At 32.1% G+C, this 19,901-nt stretch carries 17 protein-coding genes and 1 tRNA gene; 6 read left to right on the forward strand and 12 right to left on the reverse strand.

Annotated elements, in window-relative coordinates:
• Positions 1–11 precede the first annotated feature (11 nt).
• The 4 genes from JNUCC83_RS06315 to JNUCC83_RS06330 all read right to left on the reverse strand — a co-directional run bounded on the left by JNUCC83_RS06315 (position 12) and on the right by JNUCC83_RS06330 (position 5,715).
• The gene (locus tag JNUCC83_RS06315) at positions 12–3,440 is read right to left on the reverse strand and encodes a pyruvate carboxylase (RefSeq protein WP_454459211.1); all 3,429 of its coding nucleotides are present in this window, start codon (positions 3,438–3,440) and stop codon (positions 12–14) included.
• A gap of 24 nt (positions 3,441–3,464) precedes the next feature.
• Positions 3,465–4,664, reverse strand: a complete 1,200-nt coding sequence (locus JNUCC83_RS06320; protein ID WP_454459212.1) for an FtsW/RodA/SpoVE family cell cycle protein — start codon at positions 4,662–4,664, stop codon at positions 3,465–3,467.
• Between the two features lie 23 nt (positions 4,665–4,687).
• Positions 4,688–4,975, reverse strand: a complete 288-nt coding sequence (locus JNUCC83_RS06325; RefSeq protein ID WP_454459213.1) for a DUF1507 family protein — start codon at positions 4,973–4,975, stop codon at positions 4,688–4,690.
• A 128-nt stretch (positions 4,976–5,103) separates the two neighbouring features.
• Positions 5,104–5,715 (reverse strand): superoxide dismutase, encoded by a 612-nt coding sequence (locus JNUCC83_RS06330; RefSeq protein WP_454459214.1) that lies wholly within the window; start codon positions 5,713–5,715, stop codon positions 5,104–5,106.
• Between the two features lie 173 nt (positions 5,716–5,888).
• Between JNUCC83_RS06330 and JNUCC83_RS06335 the strand changes: the two genes are divergently transcribed.
• Positions 5,889–6,686 (forward strand): DUF1189 domain-containing protein, encoded by a 798-nt coding sequence (locus JNUCC83_RS06335; protein ID WP_454459215.1) that lies wholly within the window; start codon positions 5,889–5,891, stop codon positions 6,684–6,686.
• 295 nt (positions 6,687–6,981) lie between these two features.
• On the opposite strand, the gene JNUCC83_RS06340 is transcribed toward JNUCC83_RS06335, so the two are convergent.
• The 7 genes from JNUCC83_RS06340 to mltG all read right to left on the reverse strand — a co-directional run bounded on the left by JNUCC83_RS06340 (position 6,982) and on the right by mltG (position 12,488).
• Positions 6,982–7,269: a HesB/YadR/YfhF family protein gene (locus JNUCC83_RS06340; RefSeq protein WP_454459216.1), complete on the reverse strand. Its 288-nt coding sequence runs from the start codon at positions 7,267–7,269 to the stop codon at positions 6,982–6,984.
• An 84-nt stretch (positions 7,270–7,353) separates the two neighbouring features.
• Positions 7,354–8,016, reverse strand: a complete 663-nt coding sequence (locus JNUCC83_RS06345; RefSeq protein WP_454459217.1) for a potassium channel family protein — start codon at positions 8,014–8,016, stop codon at positions 7,354–7,356.
• Between the two features lie 29 nt (positions 8,017–8,045).
• A complete protein-coding gene (locus JNUCC83_RS06350) occupies positions 8,046–8,678 on the reverse strand; it encodes a response regulator transcription factor (protein ID WP_454459218.1) in 633 nt (210 codons plus the stop codon).
• Entirely contained in the window at positions 8,671–9,750 is a 1,080-nt protein-coding gene (locus tag JNUCC83_RS06355) for a sensor histidine kinase (protein ID WP_454459219.1), read from the reverse strand. Before JNUCC83_RS06355 ends, JNUCC83_RS06350 begins: the two co-directional genes overlap by 8 nt.
• Positions 9,747–10,478 (reverse strand): cell wall-active antibiotics response protein LiaF, encoded by a 732-nt coding sequence (gene liaF, locus JNUCC83_RS06360; RefSeq protein WP_454459220.1) that lies wholly within the window; start codon positions 10,476–10,478, stop codon positions 9,747–9,749. Before liaF ends, JNUCC83_RS06355 begins: the two co-directional genes overlap by 4 nt.
• A gap of 138 nt (positions 10,479–10,616) precedes the next feature.
• Positions 10,617–11,087 (reverse strand): transcription elongation factor GreA, encoded by a 471-nt coding sequence (gene greA / locus JNUCC83_RS06365; RefSeq protein WP_454459221.1) that lies wholly within the window; start codon positions 11,085–11,087, stop codon positions 10,617–10,619.
• Between the two features lie 168 nt (positions 11,088–11,255).
• A complete protein-coding gene (gene mltG / locus JNUCC83_RS06370; RefSeq protein ID WP_454461337.1) occupies positions 11,256–12,488 on the reverse strand; it encodes an endolytic transglycosylase MltG in 1,233 nt (410 codons plus the stop codon).
• 246 nt (positions 12,489–12,734) lie between these two features.
• Between mltG and JNUCC83_RS06375 the strand changes: the two genes are divergently transcribed.
• Entirely contained in the window at positions 12,735–13,076 is a 342-nt protein-coding gene (locus JNUCC83_RS06375; protein WP_454459222.1) for a zinc ribbon domain-containing protein YjdM, read from the forward strand.
• A gap of 145 nt (positions 13,077–13,221) precedes the next feature.
• Here the strand turns inward: JNUCC83_RS06375 and JNUCC83_RS06380 are convergent.
• Positions 13,222–13,294, reverse strand: a tRNA-Thr gene (locus JNUCC83_RS06380).
• Between the two features lie 1,074 nt (positions 13,295–14,368).
• On the opposite strand from JNUCC83_RS06380, the gene JNUCC83_RS06385 reads away from it, so the two are divergent.
• From JNUCC83_RS06385 to phnX, 4 genes are read left to right on the forward strand one after another with little or no spacing between them, the layout of a single operon-like run.
• The gene (locus JNUCC83_RS06385) at positions 14,369–15,121 is read left to right on the forward strand and encodes an ABC transporter ATP-binding protein (protein WP_454459223.1); all 753 of its coding nucleotides are present in this window, start codon (positions 14,369–14,371) and stop codon (positions 15,119–15,121) included.
• The gene (locus JNUCC83_RS06390) at positions 15,114–17,723 is read left to right on the forward strand and encodes an ABC transporter permease subunit (RefSeq protein WP_454459224.1); all 2,610 of its coding nucleotides are present in this window, start codon (positions 15,114–15,116) and stop codon (positions 17,721–17,723) included. Before JNUCC83_RS06385 ends, JNUCC83_RS06390 begins: the two co-directional genes overlap by 8 nt.
• A complete protein-coding gene (locus JNUCC83_RS06395; RefSeq protein ID WP_454459225.1) occupies positions 17,720–18,808 on the forward strand; it encodes a 2-aminoethylphosphonate--pyruvate transaminase in 1,089 nt (362 codons plus the stop codon). The genes JNUCC83_RS06390 and JNUCC83_RS06395 overlap by 4 nt, the downstream gene beginning before the upstream one ends.
• An 11-nt stretch (positions 18,809–18,819) precedes the next feature.
• Positions 18,820–19,596: a phosphonoacetaldehyde hydrolase gene (phnX, locus tag JNUCC83_RS06400; RefSeq protein ID WP_454459226.1), complete on the forward strand. Its 777-nt coding sequence runs from the start codon at positions 18,820–18,822 to the stop codon at positions 19,594–19,596.
• The last annotated feature ends 305 nt before the right edge of the window (positions 19,597–19,901 follow it).

A 19,901-nucleotide genomic window follows, 5' to 3' on the forward strand; every position in this document is an offset into this window, starting at 1 on the left:
CTTAACTAACATTAGATTGTTAACTCTACCAATAAATCTCCTGCTTGAATTGGCTCTTCATCTACAACTAATACACGCTTAACAATACCATTTCGCTTAGCATAAATAGTTGTTTCCATCTTCATTGCTTCTGTAATCATGATAGGGTCACCTTTTTGTAACGAGTCTCCAGGTGCGACAAGTACTTTTAAAACTGAACCCGGCATTGTCGCTGCCACATGAGCATCATTAGTTGGTTCTGCCTTTTCTTTAGCCATGACAGTCGATTTAATATTACTATCTTTAATGACAATCTCACGACGTTGACCATTTAGATTAAAGAATAACACACGATTTCCTTCAAGATTAGGTTCACCAATTTCATCTAAGGTGATAATTAACGTCTTACCTTTTTCAATACGAACTTCCACTGTTTCTCCTACACGCATTCCTTGGAAGAAAGTTGGTGTATCAAGTAATTCAATATCTCCATAAGAATTATACATTGTCATATAATCTAAGAAAACTTGTGGGTACATAATATAACTAATGACTTCTTTATCAGTTGGTTCGCGGTCAATTTTCCCTGCTAATTCTTCCTTAACTTTATCAAAATCAACTGGTTCTGCTAAACTACCAGGGCGAACTTGGATAGACGGACGACCATTTAAAATCGTTTCTTTTAATTTCTTAGGAAACCCTCCAGTTGGCTGACCTAAATCACCTTGGAAGAAACTAATCACTGATTCAGGGAAGTTTAATTCGCTTCCTCTTTCTTCTATGTCTTCTTCCGTTAAATTATTTTGAACCATAAATAAAGCCATATCTCCGACAACTTTTGAAGATGGAGTTACTTTAACAATGTCACCAAATAAATAATTGACACGTTCATACATTTTTTTGATATCATCCCAACGCTCGCCAAGACCAACTGCTTTAGCTTGTTGTTGTAGGTTAGAATATTGTCCTCCTGGCATTTCATGTTGATACACTTCCGTTTGTGGGGCATTGATACCATTACCAAATGGTGCATAGAAAGCACGAACATCTTCCCAATAATGATTGATTGTTTGAACAGACTCAATATTAATATCTAAATCTCGGTCGCCATTTTCAAGAGCATAATACAAACTACTCATACTTGGTTGACTAGTTGAACCACTCATGGCACTCATTGCCACATCGACAATATCAACACCAGCTTTTGCTGCAGCAGAATAAGTAATAATTCCATTGCCTGCTGTATCATGTGTATGAAGATGGATTGGTAAGTCTACTGTTGCTTTTAATTCAGAAATCAAATGATAAGCTGCTTGTGGTTGTAGTAACCCAGCCATATCTTTAATGGCAATAATATGAGCACCCATATTCTCTAAATCTCGTGCCATTTGTTTATAATAAGCCATGTTGTATTTTGGACGACTTGGATCAAGAACATCCCCAGTATAACAAATTGCCGTTTCTGCTATTTTGCCAGCATCACGAACATATTGAATACTTTTTTCCATTTGTGGTAACCAATTTAAACTATCAAAAATACGGAAAACATCAATGCCTTCTCTAGCTGCTACTGTTATAAATTCTTTAATCACATTATCTGGATAATTTTGATAACCAACAGCATTAGACCCTCTAAATAACATTTGGAATAAAGTATTAGGCATTAATTTACGTAATTTTTTAAGCCTCACCCAAGGGTCTTCATTTAAGAAGCGGTAAGCCACATCAAATGTTGCGCCTCCCCACATTTCTAGTGAGAATAATTCTGGTACAAGTTCACTTGTTTCTTTAGCGATACGTTTTAAGTCAGTTGTTCTAACACGTGTTGCGAGTAGACTTTGATGAGCATCTCTAAAAGTTGTATCTGTTACTAATACAGATGATTGATTTTTTACCCAATCAACCACAGCATCAGGTCCTTTAGCATCTAAAATCATTTTTGGTGTTTCTATTTTAGGTTTTGAAGAGGCTGTAATTTCAGGAATTCTAGGTGATGAATGGTATTTTTTCTCATGTTTTCCAATACCAGGAAAACCATTCACTGTCACCTCACCTATATACTTCATTGTTTTATTACCCCGGTCACGCATTTTAGGGAAAATAAATAACTCATCCGTTGTATCAATAAACGTTGTTGTCGCTTCACCACTTGTAAAGAGTGGATGAGATAAAACATTATATAAAAATGGAATGTTTGTTTTAACACCACGAATTCTAAATTCCTTTAACGCACGTAACATTTTTTGGACGGTTTGTTCAAACGTAATACCATGAGTACACACTTTTACTAACAATGAATCAAAGAATGGTGTGACCATAGCTCCAGCAAAGGCATTCCCTACGTCTAGACGAATACCATAACCACCCGGAGAACGATAAGTATCAATTTTACCAATATCAGGTAAGAAGTTATTTAATGGATCTTCTGTGGTGATACGACATTGGATCGCATAACCATGAATATGAATCCCCTCTTGTTTAGGTAAACCGATGTCTTTATGCAAATCTTTTCCCATTGCAATTTGTAATTGAGAGGTTACGATATCAACATCTGTAATTAATTCTGTGATTGTATGTTCTACTTGGACGCGTGGATTAACTTCGATGAAATAAAAACTATCTTTATCAACTAGAAATTCCACTGTTCCAGCATTAATATAGCCAACATGCGACATTAACTTAACCGCCGCTTGACAAATTTCTTCACGTTTTTCAGCTGACATTGAGAAACTTGGTGCGACTTCTACTACTTTTTGGTGACGACGTTGAACTGAACAATCACGTTCAAATAAATGAATGACGTTGCCATGTTCATCTCCTAAAATCTGCACTTCGATATGTTTTGGATTAACAATGTATTTTTCAACATAAATCTCATCACTCCCAAATGCCGCTTTTGCTTCACTTTTAGCACGCTCGTAACCATCAAGAGCTTCTTCTTTGTTGTGAGCCACACGCATACCGCGTCCCCCACCACCTAAAGCCGCTTTAATCATAATTGGGTAACCAAATTCTTCACCAAATGCTACAACGTCATCCACTCCATTAACTGGTCCATCTGTTCCAGGTATAGATGAAATGCCTGCTTCTTGTGCAGCTAATTTTGCTTTAATTTTATCACCAAAAATGTCTAAATGGTGTAAGCTTGGACCAATAAATTTAATGCCTTCTTCTTCACAACGTCTGGCAAAATGAATGTTCTCAGATAAAAATCCATATCCCGGATGGATAGCATCTGCACCACATTTTTTTGCGACTCGAATGATATCTTCTATATCTAAATAAGCATCAATTGGTTTTTTACCTTTTCCAACTAAATATGCTTCATCTGCTTTAAAACGATGGATGGAGCGATCATCTTCTGTTGCATAAACCGCCACTGTTTGTAGATTTAATTCTGTACACGCTCGAAATACTCTGATAGCTATTTCACCACGGTTAGCTACTAATACTTTCTTCATAATTTACATCCCCCGCATTTTTTATTAATCATTAAACATCAATAATAGTTGAGTATCATCGTACTCACCCTTATCAAATTTCTTACGTTTTTCATCTGCACTAATGTTTAAAGCAAAACCAACACCAATGGACAGTGTTACTAAACTAGAGCCTCCTTGACTTAGAAACGGAAATGTTACACCAGTCAAAGGGATAAGTCCTGTAATTCCACCAAGATTGACAAACACCTGAATGAGCATCATACCTGCAATTCCAATACACATCAGTGAATTAAAATAGTCACTTGAGCGAATACCTATTGAAAAAATTCTTAAAATCATAAAAATTAATAATATTAACAAGATTAAAGAAATAATTAATCCCAATTCTTCAACTACAATTGAAAACATAAAGTCCGTCTGAGCATTCGTTAAAAAGCCCTTTTTTTGAATACTTTTACCAAGTCCCAGACCAAACCATCCTCCGTTATTCAAAGCAAAATATGAGTTAATCATTTGATGTCCGTCGCCTAAAGGATCTTCAAATGGGTTAGTAAACGTCTTAAATCGCTTATAAACATACATCATTCTTTTTGGAAATAATGATCCGCCGAATAAGGAGATAAACTGAATAACAAGCGTTGAAACAACCACACCACCTACAATGGTGATGACACTATACAAGTAAGGAATTCCACTAGATAAGAGCATAATAAGAGTAATTAAGATTAAAATAGCTGCCCCCCCAGTATCTGGTTGTATTAACACTAAAAAAATTAAACAGCCAATCAGAATCATTGGCTTTAATATAGCATCTTTAAAGTGTCCCAAAATCCTATCTTGTCGTCGTGATAATATATAAGCTAAATACCATATAATAATAATTTTTAAAAATTCAACTGGCTGTATTCTTATAGGACCTAGCTCTAACCAACCATCTGCTCCACCACCACTAACTCCTAAACTAGTGAATTTGGTTAATACAAGTAACGACCCTATAGCTAATATAGCAGTCATAATAAACTGTTTATTCTGAAACACCTTTGTTTTCATTTTATATATAAATAAAATAGCAATTAGACCCACAATAAAAAAGCCACCTTGCTTTAAAGCCTCTATAGCTAAGCCTTGTGAATTCACCGAACTCGCACTATAGACCATTAAAATACCTACTGTTGACAATATCAAATAGGGTACCAGAATAAAATAATCTAAGAACACTGTTTTCTTTATTTTTTTATGCACCGATCAAACAACCCCCAAATCCATTAACGTCTCGACTCTTTTTCTTCTTGATAAACTAAGTTATATACTTTGTTTAACTCTTTTTCTAGCTCAATAATCATATCAAGCCCCTCTTGTTTATCAATGACACCGATGGAGTGAGCAAATTCTATTTGTTTTGAAAAGCCAAACATTTGTGTATCAACGACTTCTTCAAAGGCTTTGCATTGGGCAATACATTGATGATTTCTTTGATTTGTTAGTAAGTACTTTATCTTATTTGCCTCAAGTTCTAGTGCACCTATTACTGTTTTTTTAGATAATTCTAACATTCAAACTGCCCTCCCTTTTATTTTCGTTCATTATACCACATTCTCTTCAAACATTTGTTTAACTTTTCATGCATAACATCAAATTTTTACAAAAAAAAGGAAAGCAATCATTGCTCTCCTAAAAATACTTATTTTTGAACTGCTTTATAACGATTATTTACTTCATCCCAGTTAATAACATTGAAAAATGCTTTCACATAATCCGGACGAACATTGCTATATTTTTTATAGTAAGCATGTTCCCATACATCAATACCTAATAAAGGAGTTTTTCCTTCAGTTAATGGAGAATCTTGATTTGGTGTTGACATGATTTCTAATTTCCCATCATTATCAACTAACCATGCCCAACCAGAACCAAAGCGACCAGTTGCTGCTGCTAAAAATTGATCTTTAAAATTATCATAGCTACCAAATGCACTTTCAATTGCACCTTTAATAGCTCCAGTAGGTTCTCCCCCACCATTAGGTCCCATAATTTCCCAGAAGAATGCATGATTTGCGTGTCCGCCACCATTGTTTCTAACAGCCATACGGATATCCTCAGGTACATCACTCAAATTAGTAATCAATTCTTCAATTGATTGCTCACCCACTTCTGGATGTTTTTCAATTGCCGCATTTAAATTAGTGACATATGTATTGTGATGTTTATCATGATGTAATTTCATTGTTAATTCATCGATATGTGGTTCTAGCGCATCATATGCATATGGTAAATCTGGTAAAGTATAAGTCATAATAATAAAGCCCCCTAAATTTTTTGATAATTATGAACAATTTCAATATACCATTGAAACAATATAAAAAGCAAAAAATAAAACTGAGAAAAGAGAATTTCTCGTTTCTTGTATTCATCAGTTAAAAGCGTTACAATGAATAGTAATTCAATTTATCTTTTAAAGGAGTTATTATGCGAACATTTAACTTAATAAAATCTAGTTTTAAACAACCCACCATACTATTAGAAGGTCGAAAGAAGAAAGGGTTTCATGTTTTCTTATACTTATTATTACTAGCTGCGATACTCTCGTTGCCGGTTATTTACCAAACGACTCTAATCACGAAAACCATACGAGAAGATGGGGAAAAAATCATTCAAAAATTACCAGAATTTTCTATAAAAGATGATACTCTTGTTACGAAAGAAAAAACAGATGGCTTCATTTATCAAACGGATTCGATTATTTTTACGTTTGACCCTAATGATAAGCGAACTAAAAAAGAAATTGAATCAGATGCAACAAGTAACGTGCTTGTCATTGGTTTATTAAAGAAAGAAATCGTGATGATTCTACCAAGAGTTGGAACAACGACTGACATTATGGATGATAATGTATTAAGCATTCCATACTCTACTCCACAAGCAAATATATTGAACAAAAATGTCTTGGAACAACTATTTGCTAGCAATACAAGTCGTTCAATGTGGTTTAGCATTATTTTCTTTGTCACATGGTTCATGGTATTCTTTAATTTATTTATGGATATTGTCATACTTGCTTTTTTTGCTAATTTATTTACCAAGTTTAGATTGATTAGTTTTAGATACAAAGATGTCTTTAAAATAATAGTTTATGCTGCAACATTGCCTAGTCTTTTAACTGCTATCCTACAATTTGTGTGGCCTACTATCTCATTTGGTTCAGTAGGTGTTGCCTTAACACTATTAATTTATTTTAATGCTTTACCAAAACGAACAAAAAAATAATTTAGTAAGTAATTTGCTAAAAATCATTTTTTAATATAAAAATTATACACCTCTAAACAAAAAACATATCGTTTTGTTTAGAGGTGTACTTTTTATTAATATGCTATTTAACATTTATAGCTCTTTATCAAATTGAACTGATGAGTTACATTTATAAGATTAATCATCTTTTTTGTTCTGTTCTATTAATAGATTTTATTTTCTATCATTACTATTGAATTAAATTGATAAAAAAAATCTATTAAATTTTTGTACAATATTGTATGTTTCAAATCAACTATTTACATTAGCGATATTATTCATAGATAAAGTTAGGCTCGTTTAATGTCTCATCAATGCCCACTGTTAATGTATAATTTGTAAAAAACCAGTCATCTGCTTTTTCCGTAAAGTAAGTAATACCGTCGATTTTTTTGGTGACTAGGGCATCTTCAGGAGACACAAGCTGAATCCCTGTAGAAAAGCCTACATGTACGTTAGTACTCCCACCATATTTTCCAAAAATACGAACACTGTCCCCATTTTGCAATCCCAATTCATCTACAAACCATTTGTGTGCATCGTCTGTTACTATAAGTTCCATTTTATCTTCCCCCAACTATTCGGATGTCGAACTTATTGTAACATATAGTAAAACATTATCTTTAACAACATGCTCACAATCATGTTATTTCATTTTTGCATCGAGATAATCGACATCATCATTATGACCAACTACTAGTAACACGTCCCCTTCCAAAATAACTTGCTCAGCAGGAGGTGAGACAATCAAATCATTTTTTCCACGTCGAATGGCAACAATAGTGACATTATAATGTTTTCTAAAATTAATTTCTTGAATTGTTTTATTAAAGAAATGTTTGTAATTGACACGAATCTCAGCCAACGAATAATCATCTGATAATTCAATAAAATCAATCATGTTATTTGATGTTAGTTTATGACCTAATCGAAATCCCATATCTCGCTCAGGATGGACAACTAAATCCGCACCCACTTTTTCTAACACGCGCCCATGATATTCATTTTGGGCTTTAGCAGTAATATGAGGAACGCCCATCTCTTTAGCCATCAATGTGACTAAGATACTTGCTTGAATATCTTCACCAATTGTCACAATCACATGATCAAAATTTCTTAATCCCAACGAACGTAATGTTGCTTCATCTTGTGCATTAGCTAAAACTGTATGAGTAGCTATATTCATGTATTCATTTACACGATCTTCGCAATTATCAATTGCTAATACTTCTTGGTTTGATTCTACTAATTCTTTACACACACTACCACCAAAACGTCCTAATCCGATAACTGCAAATGTTTTTCTCATGTAAAATTATCTCCTTAATGATTTCGTAATTATTTGACAATACCATGTTTGAATGCATAAATTGCCGCCTGTGTTCGATCATCAACATCTAACTTAGATAAAATATTCGACACATGTGTTTTTACGGTTTTTAATGTTATAAATAATTCATCTGCTATTTCTTGGTTACTTTTTCCTTCAGAAATTAATAATAAAATTTCTTTTTCACGATTGGTTAAATCTTCATGTAATACATGAATTTTTGGTTTAGATAAACGTTCCATCATTTTACTCGTGACTTCAGGTTCTAATACTTTTTCACCATTATAAGCTGAACGAATGGCATTTGCTATATCTTTTGCGGATGAAGTCTTTAATAAATAACCAGCAGCACCTGCCTCAATAGCTGGATAGACTTTTTCATCGTCAATAAAACTTGTGACAATAATTACTTTAGCTTCTGGCCATTCAGACAATATTTTTTGTGTTGCCTCAATTCCATCCATCACTTCCATCACTAAATCCATCAAAATAACATCTGGACGTTTTTCTAAGGCTTTTTCATAACCGATAAGCCCATTTTCAGCTTCTCCTACAACCTCTATATCTGGCTGTATTGATAAATAAGATGACACACCTAAACGAACCATTTCGTGATCATCGACTAGCAGTACTTTAATCATCACGTTCCTCCTTTAAAATCGGTACTTTGATTTCTATACTTGTTCCTTGCCCTTTAAAACTAACTATACGAGAGGTGCCACCCATTCCTTGGACACGTTCACGAATATTCTGTAACCCATAGCTACCTACTTTTTCTTCATTTACATCAAAACCAACACCATCATCGACTAATCTAAGTAACACTGTTTGATCAATTTTTTTGAGATACACTTCTAGTAAGTTAGCTTGAGCATGACGTAGTGTGTTTGATAGTAGTTCTTGACTGATTCTAAATAAGTTATCTTCAATAGAGCTAGGAAGACTGACATCTTCAATTTGCCACTTTAGTTCTATATTAATCTTTGTTTGTAATTCTTGCAATAACATTTCAATTCCCTGTTGCAATGTTTTTTCTTCTAAGTTGATTGGTCTCAGATGAAGCAACAACGCACGCATTTCGGATTGAGAAGTATTAATAATACCTGCAACCACTTGAAGTTGGGATTCGATAATATCCGGTATATCATCCATGTCTTCTACTGCTTCATTTAGAGCTGATAACATCATTGTTGCAGCAAATAATTGCTGACTGACTGAATCATGGAGCTCTCTTGCAATTCGTTGGCGTTCTGACTTGATGATATCTTCCTTTGATTCTCCATCCACATACTTAGGTACAGCACTTAGGTCTTGCAATTCTTTTGACATAGCTAACATTTTCGAACGAACATTTTGAACATCTTGCTCTAATTCATCAATAAGGCCATCTTCTTGATAACTTTTTTCTTTATCTGAAAAAATAAGATGATCATAATTCCCTACACTTAAAAAATGTAATTGTTCTTCTATTTTCCCATAAGTGTGTCGGTTAACCAAATATAAGATAGAAAACACGATACCACTCACAGCAATCGCGATAATAACGATGTACACTATAATTGGAACTTTAAATAAGCGGGTCGTTATTAATTCTAGCATCCATTTGCGCTGACTGTTAGCAAAAAAATATGTATAAAGCGTAACGATTAACACAATAAACGTCAACAAAAAGGTATAGAAAAAAATGAGAGGTCGACTCTTTTTTGACATCATACACGAATCACCTCTAAATCACCAAATAATGTGTTGGTTATAATTTTCAATCGTCTTTTTGACTCATCATAGTCATCGCTGTAAAGTTTCAACGATTCGTTATTCAAATAATAGACCTCTTGCTCAAAATGAGCAGCCCCACGCATGCTAGAGTGTTCTAACATAATCCCAATGCCTGTAGGGACTAAAATTCTTGTACGGCCAAACCCTTTTCTTATGATAATGACATTATCTTCTTTAGGAAGCAATGTATTTCCTAAATCAATGATTGTATCTCCAATCATCACAGAAAAATTAATATCATCCCACTCATAAGTATCGCTACCTAAACGTTGACTTCCTACCCAGGGTCTCTTGAAACGCTTACCAGCTCTTGATTGTCTGGTCGTTGTTTGAATCATCTTGATTTGTTTTTTCTTCCACGGGGTAAAATTAAACAAACTGACTTCGGATACTTCCCCCATAACCAACCCAAAATAGATAACAGCCAAAACCAAGGCTAACCAGATTGCTGGACTACTAAGTAGACTTAATACCATAATAATAATCGAGGCAATCAATTGAAACTGATTAAATGATGTTTTTTTTCTTTTTTTTAAAGCATAAAAAAGATTAATAATGGCAAACGTTAAAAAAATAATTGCTGGAACATTACCTAACATTTGATAAAGAGCCCACAATAATAATAGTGACTCAATTACAACAAATACTCTCAATGAGCTACGCATAATAAACCGGCTCCTTTTTAGTTTTCTTTTCATTTATTATAACGTTTCTTATAGAATACACACAACTTCAAAAGATTGAATCTTTTATCAGACTTAAGACTTAGACTCAAAAGAAAAAGTTATGCTAAAGCATAACTTTTAAGAAATTTTTTGTATTTTTACATCCATGCTACCACCTGGTGTATCAATCGTTACTGTTTCATTTAATTTACGGCCTAGTAACGCTTTTGCTATCGGAGAATCATTTGATATTTTACCTGCAAATGGATCTGCTTCTGCACTACCAACAATGGTGTATTCTTCTTCTTCTCCATCAGGTAATTCTATAAATGTAACTGTTCTTCCTAAAGAAACAGTATCTTTGTCTGTACTATTATTATCAATAATTTGAGCCAAACGAATCATATTTTCTAATGTTGTAATACGTCCCTCAACAAAAGCTTGTTCGTCTTTAGCTGATTCATACTCAGAGTTTTCAGATAAATCTCCAAAACTTCTAGCAATTTTTATGCGTTCAACAATTTCTTTTCGTTTTACTGTTTTTAACATTTCTAGTTCATCTTCTAATTTTTGTTTACCTTCTAAAGTCATAGGATAGACTTTTTCCATAGCACTCTCACTTCTCCTTAACTAATTCAATCTTAGTTTATTTCTAGTAAAGGAATAGCTTTCCTAGATAACTAGAAAAGCTTCCCTTATTTAATATACACAACACAATACCACGTTGTTTGAAAAATGTAAACTCTTTATTTTATGAAAATTTATTATATATCTTTATCAATTGTTTTTATCATCAATATATTGTTTTTTGTTCACTAAATGTTCATCATATGTTTTTGCATAATATACTTTACCAGTAGATACATCGGCTAAGAAATACAAAGCATCAGTCTCTTCTGGTTTTAAAACAGCCTCTATAGCGTCTTGACTTGGGTTATTAAACGGACCAGGTCCTGTTCCTTTATTAATATATAAATTGTAAGGTGAATCAATTTGTGTATCCTTTTCAGACAGATGGACTTTATGTTCATCCATAGCATATAAAATAGAAATATCTGACTGGATTGGCATATCAATAGCTAACCTATTTAGGAATACTTGTGCAATTTTTCGTCTATCTTCAGATGTGACACCTTCTTTTTCAACTAAAGACGCCAATGTTAATACTTCTTGCACGGTCATTTTCTTAGCTTTAATTTCATCGTAATATGGTTCTAATACTTGATTTGTCTTATCAACCATTTGGGTTACCAAATCTTTGACTGGTACATCTTTATAATAATAATACGTTGCTGGATACAGATACCCTTCTAAACGATAACGCGGATCCTTTGCTTCTTTAGCGCTTGTTAAAAGGGCTGGATATTTCGCCACAAGCTCGTTAAAATAATCCTCATCCTTCATAACAGCCAAAAAGTCGTCTTTAGGTAATTTTGTTTCTTTACTAAATAATTCTGCAATTTGATCCACTGAGTATCCCTCAGGTATGGTTATTTTCGCATCCGCTAATGAAACTGGCTCATCTGTCCCACCCTCTTCTAAACTATTTGTAATAGCTTCAAGTGTCATACTAGGAGACATTTGATAATAACCAGCTTGAAAATTAGCTTTATTATTCATCTTCACATAATAAGAAAAGACCAAACCGCTTTTTATAATTTTCTTTTTTTCTAAAATTTGTCCAATTTGTTTACTACTACTACCTTGCGGAATTTCTACTTGAACAAGTTTTTCATTGCTACTATCTAAAGGTTTTAAACTTGATGTAAAATAACGGTACGCATAAAACCCTGCAATAGACAATGTTAAAACAAGCACGGCTACAATAATTAGGACAATTTTTTTCACCATATTATTTTCTTTTTTTCTACCATTATAGTTTTGTTGTTGTCGTCTTGCTGATGGTCTATCTCTATTTCGTTTATAAGTCTTTTCATCATCTTCACGAGATGCTTGGTTATCTATATAATTTGTCGTGTCTTCTTTATTTGTCGAATCATCAGTCTTCATTGAATCCAACACATAGTTTTTTAAGTCTTTACCCGTTTTGTGTTCTTCATCACGATTAAAATCATCATTTCTATCAGTCAAAAAAGGGGCCTCCTTTTATTTAAATTTGCTCCTACCATTATACATGATTATTTAAAAATTCCAAATAGGTTATTATATTTATCAACATCTCTTTACTTTCTATGACTACACCTTTCTTTTTTATAACAAATAAGATACAATAAAATAAATTATCGAAAGGAGGGTATGACAGTGGAAACATTGCCAAATTGCCCAGAATGTAATTCATCTTATACTTACGAGGATGGACACATGTATATTTGTCCAGAGTGTGCACACGAATGGTCATCACAAGAGTCAACTGAAACAGCTGAGAATGTAAAAACAGATGCTTTTGGAAACCCATTAGCTGATGGGGACTCTGTGACAGTCATCAAAGACTTAAAAGTCAAAGGTGCTAGCCAGCCTATCAAACAAGGAACAAAAGTTAAAAATATACGTCTTGTTGAAGGTGACCATGACATCGATTGTAAAGTAGATGGATTTGGTCCAATGAAATTAAAATCAGAATTCGTTAAAAAATTATAAAAAAAGAAGAGGCTGACCCAAAAATTTTAAAATAGAAAAATCCCATGAAATCAGTTTATTAAAACACTGACTTCATGGGATTTCTGTTTTGTTAGTTTAGTGATTTTCATTTAAAAACTTACTTTTGGGTCAACCTCTTTTTTTAAGCCACCTGTCGGACTTGAACCGACGACCCCCACCTTACCATGGTGGTGCTCTACCAGCTGAGCTAAGGCGGCATATTTAAATTACAAATTATATAATACTTAGTTTACCAACGTTTGTCAATAATGGAATAACAATAAGAGCTCGATTATTGTTACTACATTGTGCTCTTATCTACCATCTTATCATTTTTGCTATCACTTTTACATCTTCTTTCTATAATATGGAATGAATTTTTTACTAGCTAAAAATATAGGTCTTAGATAACTCAGCTATCTCTTTTGAATTATTATCATCAAGCTCTAGCTTTTTTCCTAAAATTCTTTTTTCTACTTTTGCTAGTGTAGTTCGACTCGTTCTTAGTTTTTCACTGGTTGCTAATTTAACTACATTTCTGGCTTAAAAATGTTTTAAATAAATATGGCTAAATCAGTTTGTTATAAAGCCAACTACCATACCTACCAAAAAATCAACACTCCTATAATTACCAACATACTCGCGAAACCTTCTAAAACATAACTTATTTGTATTTTAAGTTCATGTTTAATTAATGTATTTCTTCTTGATATGTATTGCTAGCCCGTTCACTAATATTATAATGTTCAACGTATCATTTGGTATAAATCAAGTGATACATTTTTCTGTTGTTATATTATAGAAAAAAGATACGTCTTTTCTTTTCTTTGGATAGTTTTTTATATCCTTCTAATTTGTATATGTCAATTCCTCAGCTAAACGGTAATTAATTCCGACTTTTTTTTTAACAATTAATATGTAAATTTTAATCCACATTGATCTGAGATAGTTTCTACTTTTTTTGGAACATTCAATGTTTATTTCCTTTAAATTAGCTTTTGGCTTTCTAAATTTTACTCCAAAATAATAAAAAACTCATAAAAGTATTAATTTTCGACATCCTTGACTCTTAATAATAATTTTTAAAAGGTCATCTTAAATTGTCATAAAATAAGCCCCTCTTTGTTTTTCATTAAGTATAGATAACTCACTTTATCGATCAACTAGTTATAATCTGTCTGATCAATGTAAACTTAGTGTCTAGTTTGTAAATCTAGAGTAAAGTAAGTTGTTTATATTCTATCGAATGATTACACTGAATAAAGAAAATATCATAATATGGAGTTGATAAAATGCTAGAATTATTAAATATCAATAAAAGTTACGAAGGAAATGCTATATTAAAAAATATTAGTTTAACTATCAATCAAGGTGAGATTGTATCAATTTTAGGACCTAGTGGTAGTGGAAAAACAACATTATTAAATTGTATTTTGGGAATGGAAAAAATAAATAATGGTCAAATTATTTATGATGGAAAAAACATTACTAACGTACCAATGAAAGAACGAGGCTTTAATATTGTGTTCCAAGATTATGCTCTATTTCCTAATCTAAATGTTTATCAAAATATTACATATGGTTTGAATAACAAACCTAATGTATCATCTAAGAAAGAAGTGGATGAATTAATCAAATTATTTGAATTGGAAAAACATTTAGAAAAACAAATTAATAAATTGTCTGGTGGACAAAAACAACGCGTAGCCCTTGCAAGAACTATGGTAATGAAACCTAAAATACTTTTATTGGATGAGCCTTTAAGTGCGCTGGATGGCGTCATTAAAGAGCAAATAAAGAACAAACTCTATACTATATCTAAAGAATTTAATTTAACAATGATTATTGTCACTCATGATCCTGAAGAAGCACTCACTTTATCAGATAAAGTGCTAGTGATTGAAGAAGGAGAAATTTCTCAGTTCGCTGAACCGAAAGAAATTATAATGTCACCAAGTAACTTATTTATTCAAAATTTTATATTAAAACAATTAGAAATAAAAAGGAATAATATTTATAAATTATTTGGAGAAATTTATGCTTAAAGTGAACAAAGAAAGTAAAATTATTTATATTTTAATTAGTTGTTTGTTTCTTGTTTTTCTAATAGTACCAATTATGATATTAGGGATTAATTCGTTTCTAACGAGCGGAAATTTATCTATAGAAAATTATATTAATGTTTTAACAAACCCTAAATTTTTTTCTTCACTAAAGAATAGTTTTATCGTGTCAACCTGTAGTGCAATTGTATCAATGCTTATTGCATTTATGCTATCTTATACATTGCATTTTACAAGAACAAATCATTGGATTAAAAAAGGAATAAGTTCAATTTCAGTATTGCCTATGTTTTTACCTAGTATCACATATGGCTTTGCGATTATGTACGCTTTTGGTAAACAAGGTATCCTAACTAAAATATTGGGGAATCAATTATTTAATATTTATGGATTTCACGGATTGGTATTAGGATATACTTTATATACATTACCGGTATCGTTTCTTTTACTAGATAATACAATGAAATATATTGATAAAAAATTTATTATTGTATCAGATATTATGGGCGATCCTTCTATTAAAAAATTTTCGAAAACTATTTTAGCACCGTTATTCGTTACTTTGATTAGTGGATTTATACAAGTCTTCTTTTTAAGTTTTACCGATTTCGGTATTCCAGCTTCTTTAGGCGGGGAATATACGGTAATAGCTTCGTTACTTTATAACGAGATGTTAGGAACTGTATCAAATATAGGAAATGGTGCAGTGATTTCTATAATAATGTTGTTACCAAGTATTATTAGTGTGTTGGTATTGAAATATATTGCAAAATATAATGTGAGGTATGACAAAACATCAGATATTGTATTACCGACTGGTAAAGTAAGAGATGTGTCATTTTCAACACTATCCATTATTATTAGCGTAATTATATTGTTCATTTTTGCTACTATTTTCATCGTTCCATTCACTAAAAATTGGCCTTATGACCTTCAATTTACTACCAAATATTTTGTCGAAACGATTAAATCAGCTAACTTATTAAACGTCTATCGTAATTCTTTAATAGTAGCTATTATGACCGCAATTTTAGGAACATTGTTATCCTATTTCAGCGCGATTTTAGTTACAAGAAGTGAATTATCAAATCGCTTTAAAATGGTATTAGATTCATTTAGTGGTGTGTCAAATACTATTCCAGGAATGGTATTAGGTATTTCTTTTCTTTTAACATTTAGTAATACATTTTTGCAGTATACTTTTATTATTTTGATTGTAAGTAATGTTATTCATTTTTTTTCCACACCGTATACTTTAGCAAAAGAAGCATTAAATAAGATTGACTCAAAGTTTGAAACAACAGCTGAGTTAATGGGTGATACATGGATTAAATCAATCTTTAAAATTGTTATACCAAATTCGCAAAAAACTCTTTTAAATATTTTTTCATACTATTTTACCAATTCAATGGTAACGATAAGTGCCGTTATCTTTTTAGTTGGTGCATATACATCAGTCATCACAACTAAAATTAAAGAGTTGCAGCATTTTGGTCAGTTCAATCAAATTTTCATCTTGTCTTTACTCATTTTAGTAACGAATTTATTTATCAAAGCGGTTGTTTTGGGAACCTCTGTAGCAATTGAAAAATCTAATCATCGTGTTAAAAATATCCTGTATGCTGTGTCTTCATTAGCATTATTAGGTCTAGTATTTTCTACAAGTATGGTTCAAGGTACATCAAGTAAGGTCGTAATATACTCTAATGCTGATGAGGAAGCTATAGAAGTAATGCAACAAACATTAGATGAGAATGGGTATAAAGATGAATATATTATCCAATCATATGGAACAAGTGAATTAGGTGGAAAAATAAAAACTGAAGGTAAGAATATAGAAGCTGGCATCGTCACACTAAGTAGTTATTATATTGAGGACGCTCAAAACACTTACAATATGTTTTTACCATTCAATATCACCAATAAACCAATCCAAGAAGTGGGAAATTATACCTATCCAATCATCGGTTTAGAGGGGGCTTTAATTGTTAATACTAATTTACTTGATGAGAAAGGATTGAGTAAACCAACTTCGATTAAAGAATTAGGTGATGAAAAGTATCGCGGGTTAGTATCTATTCCGGATATTCGAGGATCTAGTACTGGTTGGTTGTTGATTCAAGCATTAATTAGTGAATATGGTAAAAATCAAGCTAAAGAAATTTTAAGTAACATTATTAAAAACGTCGGACCACATTTAGAAGAAAGTGGATCCGGTCCATTGAAAAAAGTAAGAACTGGAGAAGTTGCTGTTGCTTTTGGTTTGAAACATCAGGCAATAAAAGATAAAAATAGTGGCTTACCAATTGATTTTGTCGATCCAGTGGAAGGTAATTTTGTTCTGCAAGAGTCACTAGCCATCGTTAATCATGGAAAAAAAGATACTGTCGAAAAGATGGCTCAATTATTATTGGACAAAGGTAGAAAAGATATTTTTAGTATCTATCCTACACCTTTATATACTAATGAAGTGTCAAACGGTACAAAAAGTAAAAACATTAAGATGTATGATAAGAAATTAACTATTGCGTTACTAGAAAAACATAAAAAATTCTTTGAAGAAAGCGAGAAATTAAGCAAATGAACACATATAAATTATTGACACCAGGACCATTAACAACAACAGATACAGTAAAAGAAAGCATGCTAGTTGACCACTGCACATGGGATGACGATTATAAAAGCATTACGCAAAATATTAGACAATCTTTATTAGATTTAGCAAAAGTTAGTAATAAAGACTATACAACTGTTTTAATGCAAGGCTCAGGAACATTTGGTGTAGAAAGTGTTTTGTTAAGTGTCATTCCAAAAAATAGTGAGTTATTACTTTTAAGCAATGGTGCTTATGGGGAAAGAATGACCAACATATGCCAACGTCATGGTATAACATGTCACACATTGGATATTTCTTACGATAGAGTGTTTGATGCCAATGAAGTGAGAAAAGTATTAAATACAAATAACAATATTGGGTATGTCGCGATGGTTCATAGTGAAACAACTACTGGAATTTTAAATAATATCGAGGAAATCGGTGAGGTGTGTAAAGAATTTGATAAAACGTTTATTGTCGATGCAATGTCTAGTTTTGGCGGAATGGATATTCCTGTTAGCGAGTACGGTATAGATTATCTCGTTAGCTCTGCAAATAAATGTATTCAAGGCGTACCAGGTTTTTCTTTTGTAATTTGTAATAAAGATAAGTTTATGCAAACTGAAGGAATTGCTGATTCTTTATCACTTGATTTGTATGATCAATGGAAAACAATGGAAAAAGATGGTAAATGGCGATTTACCTCACCAACTCATGTTGTATTAGCTTTCCAACAAGCAATCAAAGAATTAGCTGTTGAAGGTGGTATTACCGAAAGAAATAAACGTTATCAAAATAACATGACAACCTTAATTAATGGTTTTGAAAAATTAGGATTAAAAAGTTATTTGGATGAAGAAGTTCAAGGACCAATTATTGCCACCTTTGAATACCCAAGCGATGACTTTTCATTTGAAGAGATGTATGAATTTGTAAAAGAACGCGGATATGCAATTTATCCTGGTAAATTATTAAATATGAATACATTTCGTATTGGAGTAATAGGTGAAATCTATGAAGAAGACATTAATAAATTAATTGATATTATGAAAGAATACTTTGAAAGTAAGTAGGGGGAAATGATATGATAACGATTGAAGGAATTATTTTTGACTGGGCAGGTACAACAGTGGATTACGGATGTTTTGCTCCGGTTCAAGCGTTTAAAGAAACGTTCTCAAGCTTTGATATTGACGTAACAATGGATGAAATTAGAGAACCAATGGGTACGTTAAAATGGGATCATATTCAAACAATGTTATCTATGCCAAGAATTAATCAACAATTTCAAGATAAAAATGGTAGAAATTTCACTGATCAAGACGTTGATGCATTTCATGACGAATTTGTAAAAAAATTAGATATTAGTTTGGTTAGTCATACAAAACTAAAACCAGATACATTAGAATGTATGAACCATTTGAAAAGTCAAGGAATCAAAATCGGATCGACAACTGGTTTTACAAGTGAGATGATGACAGTCGTTTCCAAAGAAGCTACTGGACAAGGGTATACGCCTGATGAAGTTGTAACGCCTGATCAAGTAGGCGGATACGGAAGACCATATCCTTATATGATTTTTGAAAATATGAAAAGATTAGAATTAGAAGAAACACGTAAAGTAATTAAAATCGGTGATACTATTTCTGATATACAAGAAGGTGTTAATGCAGGAGTAATCACAATCGGTGTTCTTGAAGGAAGTTCTATGCTAGGGTTATCTATTGAAGAATATAATCAATTATCTGAAAATGACAAAAATGAGAAATTCGCTGTTATTTCTGAAAAATATAAAGAAGCTGGAGCTCAGTATATTGTTAAAAATTTGCTTGAACTAATAGAATTAATTAGTTACTTGTAATGCCCCACACTGTTAACAATACCTTCTTAATTATTAATGCAGGTCTAGCATTGAGTCGCATTAATAATTTTTATTAAATTAAACTAATTAACTCAAGTATATAAGATGATAATTCCAATTTATTCTTTTTTTAGTTAGATTGAGGAGAGTTATTAAACTTACTAAAAGGTTATCATTATGTACATGATGATAATTGATCTAAATTAATTTGACAAATAGAATAATATAAAAATAATTTTAAGCAATACAGTTTAGCAACTAAACTGATATAGCATATCTAAATAAAAAACTATGTATTACCTAAT

The organism is Vagococcus sp. JNUCC 83 (assembly GCF_053667615.1).

Excerpts from the sequence above, each read along its gene's own strand:
- JNUCC83_RS06315 (WP_454459211.1), bottom strand. The coding sequence starts at position 3,440 with ATGAAGAAAGTATTAGTAGCTAACCGTGGTGAAATAGCTATCAGAGTA.
- JNUCC83_RS06325 (WP_454459213.1), bottom strand. The coding sequence starts at position 4,975 with ATGTTAGAATTATCTAAAAAAACAGTAATAGGTGCACTAGAACTTGAG.
- JNUCC83_RS06330 (WP_454459214.1), bottom strand. The coding sequence starts at position 5,715 with ATGACTTATACTTTACCAGATTTACCATATGCATATGATGCGCTAGAA.
- JNUCC83_RS06335 (WP_454459215.1), top strand. The coding sequence starts at position 5,889 with ATGCGAACATTTAACTTAATAAAATCTAGTTTTAAACAACCCACCATA.
- JNUCC83_RS06340 (WP_454459216.1), bottom strand. The coding sequence starts at position 7,269 with ATGGAACTTATAGTAACAGACGATGCACACAAATGGTTTGTAGATGAA.
- JNUCC83_RS06345 (WP_454459217.1), bottom strand. The coding sequence starts at position 8,016 with ATGAGAAAAACATTTGCAGTTATCGGATTAGGACGTTTTGGTGGTAGT.
- JNUCC83_RS06350 (WP_454459218.1), bottom strand. The coding sequence starts at position 8,678 with ATGATTAAAGTACTGCTAGTCGATGATCACGAAATGGTTCGTTTAGGT.
- JNUCC83_RS06355 (WP_454459219.1), bottom strand. The coding sequence starts at position 9,750 with ATGATGTCAAAAAAGAGTCGACCTCTCATTTTTTTCTATACCTTTTTG.
- liaF (WP_454459220.1), bottom strand. The coding sequence starts at position 10,478 with ATGCGTAGCTCATTGAGAGTATTTGTTGTAATTGAGTCACTATTATTA.
- greA (WP_454459221.1), bottom strand. The coding sequence starts at position 11,087 with ATGGAAAAAGTCTATCCTATGACTTTAGAAGGTAAACAAAAATTAGAA.
- mltG (WP_454461337.1), bottom strand. The coding sequence starts at position 12,488 with ATGAAGACTGATGATTCGACAAATAAAGAAGACACGACAAATTATATA.
- JNUCC83_RS06375 (WP_454459222.1), top strand. The coding sequence starts at position 12,735 with ATGACAGTGGAAACATTGCCAAATTGCCCAGAATGTAATTCATCTTAT.
- JNUCC83_RS06385 (WP_454459223.1), top strand. The coding sequence starts at position 14,369 with ATGCTAGAATTATTAAATATCAATAAAAGTTACGAAGGAAATGCTATA.
- JNUCC83_RS06390 (WP_454459224.1), top strand. The coding sequence starts at position 15,114 with ATGCTTAAAGTGAACAAAGAAAGTAAAATTATTTATATTTTAATTAGT.
- JNUCC83_RS06395 (WP_454459225.1), top strand. The coding sequence starts at position 17,720 with ATGAACACATATAAATTATTGACACCAGGACCATTAACAACAACAGAT.
- phnX (WP_454459226.1), top strand. The coding sequence starts at position 18,820 with ATGATAACGATTGAAGGAATTATTTTTGACTGGGCAGGTACAACAGTG.